Raw genomic sequence first — 14,524 nt, forward strand, 5'->3', positions numbered from 1 at the left:
TCGTTTTTTCGGCATCGGCATATCCATGACTTTTACCTCTCATGATATGCCCCGCCCACAAAATCCCGGACAGGTCCTCCGGGAGGGTCTTCTGCAATACAGTGCCGCCATTCGATGCATGACTTCACATCGAACGAGTCGGCGTCCGACATAGACCGTCGACATTCACGTCGCTCGCCTAACGTCGGCACATAGCGCCCTCGCATTCGCATCGACTTGTAGAACCGCAGCACGCGCGACACACTCCCAGCATCGTCGCATCACTCCGCGCGCCTGAGCGCGAGCCGCCCGCCGGACTTCAACGCCGCGTGCATCTTGCGCAGCTCGGTATCCGGATCCATTTTCACGCCACACGCTCGTGATATCCGCACCAACCTGGCCCCATTGGGCCATCCGAGCAATCCGCAGCACGCATCCGCATGCCTCAACCCAACCCCACCTCGCCCGCCAGCGATCTTCGCTAGAATGCCTCCCTTGCTAGACAGACGCGCCCCGAGGACATCGCTTGAAACTCCCGTACGAATGGCAGATCGGCCTGCGCTACACGCGCGCCGGCAAACGCACGACCGGCAACGGCTTCATCTCGTTCATCGCCACGGTTTCGATGGCCGGCATCGCGCTGGGCGTGGCTGCGCTGATCATCGTGCTGTCGGTGATGAACGGCTTCCGGAACGAGGTGCGGGACCGCATGCTGTCGGTCCTCGCGCATATCGAGATCTTCTCGCCGACAGGCGCGATGCCGAACTGGACGCTGACCGCCGGCGAAGCGCTGCGCAATCCGGCGGTCAAGGGCGCCGCACCGTACGTCGAGGCGCAGGTGCTGCTCAGGCATGGCGGCAAGATCACGGGCGTCGCATTGCGCGGCATCGATCCGCAACGCGAGCCGCAGGTGTCCGACATCGCGAAGGATATGAAGACGGGCCGTCTCGATGCGCTCGCATCGGGCGAACTGGGGATCGTGCTCGGCGTGCCGCTCGCGGCCAGCCTGCAGGTGCGGGTCGGCGATCGACTGACGTTCTTCGCGCCGGGCGGCTCGACCAGGCTCAGCAATTTCCTGCCGCAGTTCAAGCAGTTCAAGGTGGTCGGCACGTACGAATCCGGGCACTACCAATACGACAGCGCGCTCGCGTTCATCAATCTGGAAGACGCGCAGAACCTGTTCAATCGCCCCGCGCCGACCGGCGTGCGGCTGCGCATCGCTGATCTCGATCGCGCGCCGGATGTGGCGCTGGAATTGTCGCGCTCGTTGTCCGGCGATCTCTACATCCGCGACTGGACCCAGCAGAACCGCACGTGGTTCATCGCCGAGCAATTGCAGAAACGCATGCTGTTCGTGATCCTGATGCTGATCATCGCGGTCGCGGCGTTCAACCTCGTGTCGTCGCTCGTGATGACGGTCACGCAAAAGCAAGGCGATGTGGCGATCCTGCGCACGCTCGGCGCGCAGCCGGGCTCGATCACGAAGATCTTCGCGATCCAGGGCATGACGATCGGCTTGGTGGGCACGCTCGCGGGCGTGGTGCTCGGCTGCGTGGTGTCGTGGAGCATTCCTTGGCTGCTGCCTGCGATCGAGCGTGCGATTGGCGTGCAGTTCCTGACGCCGTCCGTTTATTTCCTCAGTGAGCTGCCGTCGAAGCTAGTGGCATCCGATGTGGTCGAGGTGGCGGTGCTCGCGTTCCTGATGTCGTCGGTCGCCACGCTTTATCCGAGTTGGCGCGCGGCGAGGGTCAAGCCGGCGGAGGCGTTGCGGTATGAGTGAGCGATGCATGGCTCTATTTCCGACTTTCCCTTAAACTAGGACATCCCAGGGCTTTCGGTTGGCGACCTCATCATGCATCGAATCGGATTCTTCGTTTGCCGCGGCTACGATGCGCTCGATCTTGCCGGCCCCCTCTCGGCGTTCAATCAGGTCGCCACGGCCGCCGGCCACACGCCCTATGAGCTTCACGTCATCTCGCAGGCGGGAGGGTCGGTTCTGGGCAATGCCGGTCTTCCGATCGAAACAAAGCCGATCGGACGACGCGCGTTTGACACGGTCATCTTCGTGGGCGGCGACATCGACCCGATGCAGGAACCGGAAAACATCGCCGCCGCCAGGAAATTGAGCGCCAAGGCCTCACGGGTGGCAAGCGTGTGCACCGGGGCATTTTTGCTGGCGGAAGCCGGCCTGCTGGACGAACTCCGAGCGACAACGCACTGGCGATACACCGCCCAATTGCAGTCCCGCTTCCCTCGCACCCGTGTCGAGGGCGATAGCATCTATATCGCGGACGGCCACATCTGGACGTCGGCAGGCATCGCCTCCGGAATCGACTTGGCACTGGCCATGATCGAACGGGATATGGGCCCGGAAACGGCCCGCACCGTCTCCCGGCTCCTGGTGGTTCCGTATCGCCGACCCGGCGGCCAGTCCCAGTTCTCCGCCATGTCGCAGATGGACCCGGAATCGGACCGCATCCGCATCGCGCTGAACTTCGCCAGGGAACATCTGGCCGAAGCACTCCCTGTCGAACGACTCGCAGATGCCGCGAGTTTGAGTCCGCGACAATTCGGGCGGGCTTTTCGCCGGGAAACGGGTGAAACGCCGGCCAAGGCGGTCGAGCGTCTGCGGGTTGAAGCGGCGCGACTGCGTTTGCAGGACGGTAGCGAGCCGATCGAACAGATTGCGTTGGCCGTGGGATTCACCGATCCGGAGCGCATGCGGCGAGCCTTCGTCAAACTGTATGGGCATCCGCCGCAATCGATTCGACGCGAGAGCCGGCTCGTCGGCAACCGCTGATCGATCCACGGCGGGTACGCCATGCGTCGTTACACAGGACCTGAGGCCCGGTGCGCGTACTTGCGAGCGCTGGCCAGGCGTTGTTCGGTGATGCCTCGCGCACGCGCACGAACGGCGCCCAGGACCTCAGCCGATGCCTTCGCCGGGGAGCCCGAATCAAACGGCGGCTGCGGGTCGTAGGCCATGTAGAGTTGAAGTTCCTTGGCCGCCCGATCTCCACGCAGCAGTGCGGCCAGGATGAGCGCGCCGTCGATGCCCGATGTCACCCCGCCCGCGCTCACGTAATCGCCGTCGACAACGACGCGGTCATGGCTGGGGATGGCACCATAGAACGGCAGCGCTTCCATTGCCGTCCAGTGGGTTGTCGCCTTCCGGCCATGCAGCAAGCCAGCAGCGCCGCAGATAAGCGCGCCGGTACATACCGAATACACATACACGGCGCGCTTGGCTTGCTCACGGATAAATGCAAGAACGACCTCGTCGGCTGCGGCTTCTTCCTGACCATACCCGCCCGGAACGAGCAGCACGTCGAACTGAGGTGCTTCGTCGAACACAGTGTCCGGGACCAGCTGCAAGCCTCGCCTATCCCGCACAACACCTTTGTCCTTCCACACGGTGTGGAAAGTCGAGTTCGGCACGCGCGACAGCACCTCAAAGGGGCCCGTGAAATCGCATTGGTCCATGTTCGGGAAGATCAAGCCGCCAATCTCCAAACGCCTATGCTCAGGAATCGCCGCCATACTCCTTGCACCTCATGTTCCATGGACTGATCGGGCGTCGACCATGCTCGGGTGATAAGGTCGACATCGGGAAAGACGGTTGCCCCGACTTCACTCAGGGCGCTGCATCGTTCCACATATCGCGATGCAACTTCCACACGCCGCCCTGCTTCAAGAAGATGAGCGTTTGCTTACCGCGATATTTGAGCTTGCCGGCCTGGTCGTGGATCTCCGCATCCGAAACCTCCGTCACGACCCGATCGTCGCCGTAAAACTCTTCATTGCTGAACGATACGGTGTCGGGCTTCGATTCGACAGCCAGCTTGGTGAAGTACGCCGTGATTGCGCCGGCACCCGTGATTCTGTCGCCGCCGGGCGGCAGGAGCGAGCCGTCTTTCGTGTACAGACGGCCCACTGCCTCATAGTCTCCGCGCGCATAGGCTTCCGCCCACCGGGCGTTCTCGGCTTTGATCGCCGCTTCGATTCGAGCTTGGGGACGACCGGCAACTGCCGGCGCGGCGAACGCGGAAACGGACAGGCAGGCGGCAAGGACAGCCGCACAAAGACGAATCTGTTGCATGTGTGGAGTTCCGATTTTTGCTTGGATTGAAGGGAGGTAAATCAACTCGGGCAGGTCAAGCAGGCAATGTCGGCTGTCGCCTCGACCGAGGCCGACGAGTGGCCTCGCACGCATTGCCCGCATGCATTTCAGCGAACGCCCGGGATCCGCGCGAGGCCCCTGGACGCGCCGGGCAGATCCTTGTCGACCATCGCGATGACTTCCGGCCGTGCATCCCTGGGATGACCGGAATGGAACGGCGGAGCAGGATCGTATTCGATCGCGAGTTGCGTGAATTCGGCGGCTTGTCGACCTCGCATCTTCGCGGCAACGCGCAGTGCGAAGTCGATGCCCGCCGTCACGCCGCCGCCGCTCATGAAGCGGCCGTTGTCGTCCTCGACGAAACGCTCCGGAACACCGATCGCGCCATATTCGGACAGCTTGTTGATGAAGGCCCAATGGCAGGCGCTTCGCTTGCCTTTGAGAATGCCCGTTGCGGCGAGTACGAGCGATCCGTTGCAAACCGACGTGACGTGTTTGGCGCCGTCAGCCAGACGCCGAATCTGCGCGAGATATTCCGGGCGCATCGGCACCGACAAATCCGATCCGCCGGGCACCAGGATCAGGTCGGTCTGCTTGATATCGGCCAGTCGTTCGGTCTTGCCGTAAACCACCCCGAACTCGAGGGTCACGTTGCCGCCATTCAGGCTTGCATAGCGAACGTGCGTATTCGGCAACCGGTGAAAAATCTCGCTGGGGCCCGCGAAATCAAGCAGCGTGCCGCCGTCGTAATTGACGATCAGAATGTTGAAGGGATCGTGCGGCGCCAGCTCGCCCTGGCCGGCTACCTCTTGCGCAACGACGGGCGCGGTGCGGCCAAGCAAGGCGCCGCCGCCCAGCACGGCGCCGAACGCGGCGACGCCTCCAAACTTGAGCGCATCGCGGCGCGAATGACCTGCCCTGCCGAGAGGCTCGCCAGAGGCATTGTTTTTGCTACGGTCGGTCAAGATAACTTCTCCTTGCACTTTGGCCCCTGGGCAAGCGCAGCCGGGTTGGGCCAGATTGAAAAACCGCCACGACGCGCAGCCTGGCGGGCGTTTGCCTGGGATTGGGATTGCCGCGATGACGTGCGGGGACTGAAATCGGCCGGCGAAGACTTAAAGCTGCGAGGCCCCGCCATCGACGACCAGTTCGGTGCCGACGACATAGGAGGATTCGTCGCTGGCGAGATAAAGTGCCGCGTAGGCAATGTCCTCGGCCTGGCCCAAGCGGCCCACCGGAATCGCCTGGGAGAATTCGGCCCGGCGGTCGCGGACCCACTCGTCGGACATGCCCCATTTGGTGATGAGAGGCGTGTTGATCGCGCCGGGCGCGATCGCGTTGAAACGGATCTTGCGGTCGAGAAACTCGTAGGACCAGCTGCGGGCAAGCGATCGCACCGCGGCCTTCGCCGCCGCGGTCAACGAGATGCCATGCTTGCCGGTCTGCGCGACGAACGAGGTATTGAGGATGACCGAGGCGCCCTCGCGCAAGTCCGGCAGCACCGCTTGAAGCGTGAACACCACGCCTTTGACGTTGATGTCCATGATCTCGTCATAGCGTGCTTCGTCGATGTCGTTGATGGCGGACGGGAAAGCCCAGCCGGCGTTGGCGAATACGACATCCAGGCCGCCGAACTGCGCGTTCACCTCGGCGGCGATCGCCCGCATGTCCTGGATCGAACGGACATCGCCCTTGAGGACGAGTGCTTGTTCGCCGAGTTCGGCCTTCACGCGCTCGAAGACGGATTCGTCGCGGCCGGTCACGGCCACTCGGGCGCCTTCCGCAATGAAGAGCTTGGCCGTGGCGAGACCGATGCCGCTCGTCCCGCCGGTGATCAAAGCCGACTTGTTCTTGAGCCTCATGTTCATGTTCCTTTCTCTGCGTCGCAAGGGATCAAGCCGGGGGTTCAACGCGCGGCGGCGCGTGGCCCGGCTTGATTTCGTGAGCAAATTATGGAACTTGAGGTGAATGACTCAAAGGACGTATAACCCTTAAAAAGCGTCATACGGCGGATCAACGAGGCCCAATGATATTGGGCTCTATCCCGTGTTCGCGAGGTCGCGTGGAAACAACGGCATCGGGAAGATCACGCCGGTGCGGCAGACGGCGCCGCGGCTTGGCGATTCGCGGAAACCGCGCCTGTCGAGGTGAGCGCGCTCCCCGTCTTCCGTCAGGCGCTCGATCCGTTGCTCACCCACTGAGATAGAAAGACCGCAATCTTTTCCTCGATGTGGCTCTCGACGGTCTTCAACCTCAGCAAGGGGATTTCGCCTTTTCCCAGGATGCTGTCCTTCAATGCATCCCGCCTCGCCTGTGGTGCTTGGTCATGGGAGCCTCCATCCACTTCGATCACGCCCAGCGGCACCTTCCCCACCTTGAAATACAGCACAAAATCGCAGCTGGCGCGATTTCGCATGAAATCGCGCTCCTGAGACGTGAATGCCTCGTCTGTCGATGAAACCACCTGGATCAAGGCGATCTGGGAATAGAACGTGATCGATCGATACGTATCAAGGGACAACGTATCCCGCAGTATTTGCGCCACGATCTGTTCCGACTTGTAGCGCGAATCGCTCGATCGCAGCCTTGCGTTGAGTCGCTCCAAGGATTGATCGTACTCCTTGTAGAGCAGATCGAAAGCCGACACGACGGGCGCACGATGAATCTGCCTGTCGTCCGCGTAGTATTCGATATAGCGCACCAGCGCGGCGATGTGCTGATTGTTCTCGGCAAAGACGTCATCGCCCGTTACGAGTGTGAATGCGTGCTTGGCCCGCGATACCGCCACGTTGACCAGGTGAGGATCGTCCACGAAGCTCAAGCGTTGTTGGCTGCCGTGCTTTTTGTCGAGCACCGTGGAAAAGACGATTTCCTCGCACTCCCGGCCCTGAAACTTGTGCACGGTGTCCTTCACGAAATCGTCAGGCAGGTGCGCACGGGAAAGCGCGACCTGAGCGTTGTAAGGCGCGATGAAGCCCCTGCCGTGCGCCGGATCCCAGTCACGCTCGCCATCCCACTTGAGCGTTTCGAGCAATGAATCGAGTTCTCTGCGATTCGCGTTGTTGCGCGTGTGGTTTCCCTTGCTGGTGACGATCAGCTTCAGCGAGGTCTCGCCGGCATCCTGCGTCATCGGAACCAACTGATTGTCGTAAAACTGCTGGTTGCAGAACTGGATGATTCTCGGGTGGCAGCGGTAATGCTCTTTCAGCAGCGTTACCGGGAGCGCCTGCCCGAAAACACCGATGCATGAGTCGAGCAGGCTGTACCGATCGCAATCGTAGAACTGGGCGGGCGCACCGATGCCGAGATTCGCCGGAATATGCGGAAGCTGCTTCCTGTCGCCGACAATGATCAGATTGCGTGCGCAGCCCAGCGCCAGGATCCCTGGAACGATGTCCTGCTGCGAAGCCTCGTCGACGATGACATAGTCGAGGAGCACGTTTGCTCCGATCGAATTGACGATGGAATGGGTGCTGCTGCCGATAATCGGAAAGCGCTTCACAAAGGCGTCGAACTGACGGCGATAGTTCTGCGCATCGAATCCCTCCTGATGCGCAACATGTCGTTGGAGATGGCTTTTGAAATGCGCCATCGATCCACTGACAAGTTCATCGAGCAATGCATCGACGTTGCCGGCCGCCAGCGCCTCCCGATGCGCCGCAAGGGCCGACTCCCTGTCCAGCACTGCCTTCTCGTAGTAGTGGAGTTGCAACGCGTAGATGACGGACTTGCGCTTTTCCCAATCGTCGAAGGGTTTCACGCGCAGGACCCTGAAATTGAGCAACAGCTCGATTCTGTCCTTGAGCGTGACGCGACGCTCGGCAAGATGGGACAGGTAAGCCATCAGATCCGAGGACTTCCGGGGGGACAATCTGTACTTGTCCAGTGAGACCGGTGACGCCACGCCGTTTTCACGCTGCCATTGCTGCAGATAGCGCCGCTCGATGTGCAGTTCGTCGATCTCGGCCTGAAGCCGCGCTGCCGTGTTCTGGGCCTCAAGATATTGCTTGAGACGCTGCAGGACGTCTTGAAGGCGCGCCATACCCGGCCCGGGCTCGATGGCGTCCGACGGCACGGCGGGCAGCTCATCGAAGAACTCGGCTCGATTGTCCACGCTCCCCAGCTTGGCAACCACGTAATCCAACCCGGCCTTGCCGAGCTTTTCGTAAACGTTTCCGACGGCCGCGTTGTTGTTGGACACGATGGCCACGGTGCTTCCGCGCAACACGATGTTGGCGACGATGTTCAATATCGTCTGTGTCTTGCCGGTTCCCGGAGGGCCTTCGATCAGGCTGATCTGCGAGGAAAAGGCCCGCTCCACCGCTTTGAGCTGGCTTGCGTTGACGCCGAACGGATAAATGAAGCCCCCGGCAGGATCCCGCGGCCGATTCCGGCCCGTGCAGTAGGCGTGCAGCGCAGTGTCCTCATGTGGAACGATCTTGCGCATTTGATTCAGAACGTTCTCGGCAATCGCCTTCTTGTCTTTCGAATTGGCCTGCTCGATCCGAGCGTTGGCCACGTCGAGGAAATAGTGGAATAGCTCGCTGTCCTTCAGTTCCGTCTCCACGCTGAAGGTTATTTCGTCCGCGCTCATCAGGTAGACCTTCGGCTGTCCTCGATACTGGACAGCGGCGTACTTTCCGCCATAGATCACCGCCTGGTCGATGGGGCCGAACGACACGCCGCCCTTTTTAGACAACAGCTTTTGCTGCACCACCTCGGTGGGCTCAATCCGGCAATTGTCGATCGGGCGGCTAAACGTCTTGCCGGAACGAAAATGGCAAGTCAGCGTCAACTCGCCGCCCTTGGAATTGAAGCGCATCGTCCAGTCGACGATTTGCCGAGTTCTATCCTCGTCATCCACGTAAATGGAAATCATATGATCCTTATGCACGCATTATTCGAAGCATAAAAACATCATGTGTTTTCCATTGTAAACGTCGCGCAGGGTAAAAGGCTTGTGGCCGGGTGTCTCGTCTTGACACGACAAGCAGGGCATCCGCCACCTTCGGAAAAGGCCGGCCCTGTCGGTGTTCCGACAACCGTATCAATGGGATTTATTCACTTCAGGGATATCGCGACTTACTCGCCGCCGCGATCGAAAGGGACATGCAGAATCGTAGCAGCGGGGCTGCGACGCATCGGGTCAACGGGCTCGCGCTGGAAACAGGACCGATATGCGGGTCTCGCCCGGATAGAGAACTAACGAAGCCAGAAGCGGAAAAATGGACGAGACGCCGTCTCGCCCATTTTCCCGTTATCGTGCAGTCAAACATTCCGGATCGAACTCGAAACCACCAAGATCGTCATTCGCATTTACGATCCGGAATTTACATCAATTCGATTGAATATTTGGTTCGATCATCCAGCAATCGGAACCAATATGAGCGATGGGACGATCACTCCCACTCAATCGTCGCCGGCGGCTTCCCCGACACGTCATAAACGACCCGATTGATCCCGCGCACTTCATTGATGATCCGGTTCGACGCCCGGCCCAGCAGCGAGTACGGCAGATGCGCCCAATGCGCGGTCATGAAGTCGGTGGTCTGCACCGCGCGCAGCGCGGCCACGTAGTCATACGTGCGCCCATCCCCCATCACCCCCACCGACTTCACCGGCAGGAACACGGCAAAGGCCTGGCTCGTCAGCGCATACCAGCTCTTCCCGACCTGCCCTGCCTCGCACAGCCCGGCCGCCGCATCCTGCTCGGTGGCGATCGTATTGCGCAGTTCCTCGATGAAGATCGCATCCGCGCGACGCAGCAGCTCCGCGTACTCGTGCTTCACCTCACCGAGAATCCGCACGCCCAGGCCCGGCCCCGGGAACGGATGGCGATACACCATCTCTTCCGGCAGCCCGAGCGCGACACCCAGCTCACGCACTTCATCCTTGAACAGATCGCGCAGCGGTTCCAGCAGCTTCAACCCGAGCGTCTCCGGCAAGCCGCCGACATTGTGGTGGCTCTTGATCGTCGTCGCCTTCTTGGTCTTCGCGCCGCCCGATTCGATGACATCCGGATAGATCGTGCCCTGCGCGAGCCACTTCGCATTGCTCAGCTTCTTCGCTTCCGCCTGGAACACTTCAACGAACTCGCGCCCGATGATCTTGCGCTTCGCCTCCGGATCGGTCACCCCGGCCAGATGCCCGAGGAACTGCTCGGACGCATTCACATGCACGACCTTCGCATGCAAACGCCCCTCGAACATATCGAGCACCATCTGCCCTTCATTCAACCGCAGCAACCCGTGATCCACGAACACACAGGTCAGCTGATCGCCAATCGCGCGATGAATCAGCGCGGCCGCGACGCTCGAATCCACCCCGCCCGACAGGCCGAGAATCACTTCCTCGCCGCCCACCTGCTCGCGGATCTTCGCAACCGCTTCCTCGATGTGATCGCCCATGATCCAGTCCGGCTTCGCACCCGCGATATCGAGCACGAAACGCTCCAGCAGCGCGCGACCCTTGACCGTGTGCGTGACTTCCGGATGGAACTGCACCGCGTAATAACCGCGCGCTTCATCGGCCATCCCGGCGATCGGGCAGCTCGGCGTCGATGCCATCAGCTTGAAGCCCGGCGGCAGCTCACCGACCTTGTCGCCATGGCTCATCCACACCTTGAGCATGCCGTGGCCTTCCGGCGTGGCGAAATCCTCGATGCCGTCGAGCAGGCGCGTATGACCGTGCGCACGCACTTCCGCGTAACCGAACTCGCGATGGTCGCTCCACTCGACCTTGCCGCCGAGCTGCACGGCCATCGTCTGCATCCCGTAGCAAATGCCGAGCACCGGCACGCCGAGATCCCACACCGCCTGCGGCGCGCGCAGCTGGTGGTCCTCATAGGTACTCGCATGGCTGCCGGACAGGATCACGGCCTTCGGCGCGAACTCGCGCACGAATTCGTCGGTCACGTCGTTCGGATGAATTTCGCAGTAGACGTGGGCCTCGCGGACACGCCGCGCGATCAGTTGGGTGACTTGCGAACCGAAGTCGAGAATCAGGATTTTGTCGTGCATGGCTGCGGACGGGATGAAAAACAAACAGGTAAGAAAAACAGCGCACACGGCGCTGCATCAAAAACGAAACGGGACGGCCCGCGCAACTAGGGCTGGACCGGCGGCCGCGGCGCATCGCTGCGCGGCTCGCCGCCTTCGGTCGAAGCCGGCCCGAACCCGGCGGCTGCCGCCACGGGAACCGCCGTGGGCTCGGTGCGCCCGGGCGCGGTGATCAGGCGCGGCGCCTCCGGCTCCGCGGCAGGCCGCGGGGCATCGGCGCCCTTCGCGGCCGGGCCGGCGGCCCGCTCGCGACGCCGCACGGCCCCGGCCAGGCGCACACCGCCCAGCCCGACCACGAGCAGCACCGCCGCAGCGCCCACCGACACCATCTGGCCAAACGCCGACAGCGACGGCGTACGCAAGCCGATCAGCCAGACCAGCATCACGACGCCCGTGAGCCAGTTCACATGGCCGACCGCGCGCGCGACGCCTGCCGTGAGATCGCCGTTGACCGCCGCGTGCAGCGACAGCCACGCGAGCCCGAGCAACGCGACGCCGAACGCCTGCCCGACCATGGCGGGCTCGACGGTCGCCAGCTGCAGCGCGTCGTACAACGACTTCCACGGGCTCAACAGCAGCAGCGCGCCGAACCCGGCAAGCAGCAGAGCATCGACCAGCAGGACGGCTCGCAGCAGCGGCTTCATCGCGCTCAGTCCACGTGGTAGTTGGGCGCTTCCTTCGTGATCTGCACGTCGTGCACGTGCGACTCGCGCATGCCGGCCGCGGTGATCTCGACGAACTCGGCCTTGTCGTGCAACTCGGCGATGGACTTGCAGCCGCAGTAACCCATGCTCGCGCGCACGCCGCCGATCAGCTGGAAGATGATCGCGTTCACGGAGCCCTTGTAGGCGACCCGCCCTTCGATGCCTTCCGGCACGAGCTTGTCGATGTTCGCGGAGTTGTCCTGGAAGTAGCGATCGGCCGCGCCGTCCTTCATCGCGCCGACGGAACCCATGCCGCGGTACGACTTGTACTGGCGGCCTTGATACAGGAACACGTCGCCCGGCGATTCTTCCGTGCCGGCGAACATGCTGCCCATCATCACCGCGTTCGCGCCGGCGGCAAGCGCCTTCGACACGTCGCCCGAGAAGCGGATCCCGCCGTCGGCGATCACCGGCACGCCGGTGCCCTTGAGCGCGGCCGACACGTTCGCGATCGCGCTGATCTGCGGCACGCCGACGCCCGCCACGATCCGCGTCGTGCAGATCGAGCCCGGGCCGATGCCGACCTTCACGCCGTCCGCGCCGTACTCGACGAGCGCCTTCGCGGCGGCGGCCGTCGCGATGTTGCCGCCGATCACTTCGACCTTCGGGAAATTCTGCTTGACCCAGCGCACGCGCTCGAGCACGCCCTTGCTGTGGCCGTGCGCCGTATCGACGACGATCACGTCGACGCCCGCCTGCACCAGCAGCTCGACGCGTTCCTCGTTGTCCGCACCGACGCCGACCGCCGCGCCGACGCGCAGCTTGCCGTGTTCGTCCTTGCACGCGTCCGGGTGCTCGGTCTGCTTCGTGATGTCCTTGACGGTCATCAGGCCGCGCAGTTCGAACGCGTCGTTCACGACCAGCACGCGCTCGAGGCGGTGGCTGTGCATCAGCGCCTTCGCTTCAGCGAGCGGCGTGCCTTCCTTGACCGTCACGAGCCGCTCGCGCGGCGTCATGATCGACTGCACGGCTTCGTCGAGGCGGGTCTCGAAACGCAGGTCGCGGTTCGTCACGATGCCGACGAGCTGCGCGCCTTCGACCACCGGGAAGCCGGAAATGCCGTGCTGGCGCGACAGCGCGATCACGTCGCGCACCTTCATCTGCGGCGGCACCGTGATCGGATCACGCACCACGCCCGACTCGAAACGCTTCACCTTCGCGACCTCGCGCGCCTGCTCGGCCGGCGTCAGGTTCTTGTGGACGATGCCCACGCCGCCCTGCTGCGCCATCGCGATCGCGAGACGACCTTCGGTGACCGTGTCCATCGCGGCGGACACGAGCGGCATGTTCAGGGAAATGGAGCGGGTGAGCTGGGTCTTGAGGCTGGTGTCGCGCGGCAGAACGTCGGAGAACGCCGGGACGAGGAGCACGTCATCGAAAGTGAGTGCTTTTTGGATCAGACGCATGGCAAATCCTATGGGCGCAAAACCGAATTATACGCGATGCGCGCCGGAATTTCACAACACGAACAACGGCTTAGCGGTATTTTTCATGCCGGGGCCGCGCCGCGTTCGGTCCGCGCTTCAGGTCGTTTTCGCTCGGGTTTCGTTTTCAGGGCGCGAGCAACGCGGCCGAACATCGGGTCGCCGGCGCCGCTCGCCCAGGTCCGAAAGTGCAGGATTCGACAAGACGACCGCCCACCGCGCCGCTATCATGCGCGCTCGAAATGGATTCTTGCGGAGTGGTCGATGCAGCGCGGCGTGGTGTATGGCGTATTGGCGGGGGCCCTGTGGGGCATGGTGTTCCTCGTGCCCCGGCTGCTCGCCGATTTCTCCCCGCTGCTGCTGAGCGCCGGGCGCTACGCGATGTACGGCGTGGTCGCGCTCGCCGTCGCGCTGCCGAACGCGCGCGCCCTGCTCGCGCGCCTCACCCGCACCGATCTCGTCGCGCTCGTGCAGCTCGCCGTGGTCGGCAACGTCGCCTACTACATGCTGCTGTCGGGCGCGGTCCACCTGATCGGCATCGCCCCCACCTCGCTCATCATCGGCGTGCTGCCCGTCACCGTGACGCTGGCGGGCCTCGGCGACCACGACGCCGTGCCGCTGCGGCGGCTCGCCGGGCCGCTCTCGCTCGTGATCGCGGGCATCGTCTGCATCAACGTCGACCTGTTCACGTCGGAAGCCGCGCACGCGACCACGCTCGCGCAAAAGCTCGCCGGCATGGCCTGCGCGGCCGGCGCGCTTGCAAGCTGGACCTGGTACGCGGTCGCGAACGCGCGCTACCTGCGCCGCCAGCCGCATTTCAGCGGCAACGAGTGGTCGGTGCTGTGGGGCGTCGTCACGGGGCTGGTCGGCGGCCTGCTCTGGCTGGCGATCCTCGCGCTGCCCGCGCACACGGTGCAGGCGCCGCTGCCCGCCGCGCGCTGGGAATGGTTCTGGGTCCTGAATCTCGGTCTCGCGATCGGCGCGTCCTGGCTCGGCAACGGGCTCTGGAACGCCGCGTCGAAGCGGCTGCCGCTCACGCTGTCCGGCCAGTTGATCGTGTTCGAGACCGTCTTCGCGCTGTTTTATGCGTTCATTTACGACCACCGCCTGCCGCGCGCGCTGGAGCTGGCCGCGCTCGCGCTGCTGCTCGCCGGCGTGTACGCGTCGGTGCGCCGCCACGATCAAGCGTGCCGCGAGGCGGACAGCCTCGAAGCGAATCTGCCCGCGCACTGAGCCGGC

11 protein-coding genes are annotated in these 14,524 nt (G+C 63.1%); 3 read left to right on the forward strand and 8 right to left on the reverse strand.

Features of this window, described 5'->3' with window-relative positions:
* The first annotated feature begins 505 nt into the window (after window positions 1-505).
* Window positions 506-1,759 carry a lipoprotein-releasing ABC transporter permease subunit gene (locus AC1RQF_RS28350; protein WP_492873456.1) on the forward strand — a complete coding sequence of 418 codons (1,254 nt, stop codon included), beginning with the start codon at window positions 506-508 and terminating at the stop codon, window positions 1,757-1,759.
* A gap of 72 nt (window positions 1,760-1,831) precedes the next feature.
* Window positions 1,832-2,779, forward strand: coding sequence for a GlxA family transcriptional regulator (locus tag AC1RQF_RS28355; RefSeq protein ID WP_274002532.1), 948 nt, complete (start codon window positions 1,832-1,834; stop codon window positions 2,777-2,779).
* 29 nt (window positions 2,780-2,808) lie between these two features.
* On the opposite strand, the gene AC1RQF_RS28360 is transcribed toward AC1RQF_RS28355, so the two are convergent.
* The 8 genes from AC1RQF_RS28360 to guaB form a co-directional block, all read right to left on the reverse strand.
* On the reverse strand, window positions 2,809-3,519 hold the full coding sequence (locus AC1RQF_RS28360) for a DJ-1/PfpI family protein (protein WP_492873457.1): 711 nt from the start codon (window positions 3,517-3,519) through the stop codon (window positions 2,809-2,811).
* A 94-nt stretch (window positions 3,520-3,613) separates the two neighbouring features.
* Window positions 3,614-4,078 (reverse strand): YybH family protein, encoded by a 465-nt coding sequence (locus AC1RQF_RS28365; RefSeq protein ID WP_492873458.1) that lies wholly within the window; start codon window positions 4,076-4,078, stop codon window positions 3,614-3,616.
* Between the two features lie 128 nt (window positions 4,079-4,206).
* A complete protein-coding gene (locus AC1RQF_RS28370; protein ID WP_492873459.1) occupies window positions 4,207-5,064 on the reverse strand; it encodes a DJ-1/PfpI family protein in 858 nt (285 codons plus the stop codon).
* A gap of 150 nt (window positions 5,065-5,214) precedes the next feature.
* On the reverse strand, window positions 5,215-5,961 hold the full coding sequence (locus AC1RQF_RS28375) for a glucose 1-dehydrogenase (protein WP_274002526.1): 747 nt from the start codon (window positions 5,959-5,961) through the stop codon (window positions 5,215-5,217).
* Window positions 5,962-6,269: 308 nt separating this feature from the next.
* A complete protein-coding gene (locus AC1RQF_RS28380) occupies window positions 6,270-8,978 on the reverse strand; it encodes an AAA domain-containing protein (RefSeq protein WP_492873460.1) in 2,709 nt (902 codons plus the stop codon).
* A 520-nt stretch (window positions 8,979-9,498) separates the two neighbouring features.
* Entirely contained in the window at window positions 9,499-11,118 is a 1,620-nt protein-coding gene (guaA, locus tag AC1RQF_RS28385; RefSeq protein ID WP_274002523.1) for a glutamine-hydrolyzing GMP synthase, read from the reverse strand.
* Window positions 11,119-11,204: 86 nt separating this feature from the next.
* Window positions 11,205-11,801: a hypothetical protein gene (locus tag AC1RQF_RS28390; RefSeq protein ID WP_274002522.1), complete on the reverse strand. Its 597-nt coding sequence runs from the start codon at window positions 11,799-11,801 to the stop codon at window positions 11,205-11,207.
* 5 nt (window positions 11,802-11,806) lie between these two features.
* On the reverse strand, window positions 11,807-13,267 hold the full coding sequence (gene guaB / locus AC1RQF_RS28395; protein ID WP_274002521.1) for an IMP dehydrogenase: 1,461 nt from the start codon (window positions 13,265-13,267) through the stop codon (window positions 11,807-11,809).
* 282 nt (window positions 13,268-13,549) lie between these two features.
* Between guaB and AC1RQF_RS28400 the strand changes: the two genes are divergently transcribed.
* Window positions 13,550-14,518: a DMT family transporter gene (locus tag AC1RQF_RS28400; protein ID WP_274002519.1), complete on the forward strand. Its 969-nt coding sequence runs from the start codon at window positions 13,550-13,552 to the stop codon at window positions 14,516-14,518.
* Window positions 14,519-14,524 lie beyond the last annotated feature (6 nt).

Source organism: Burkholderia sp. GW821-FHT14F03 (assembly GCF_058803765.1).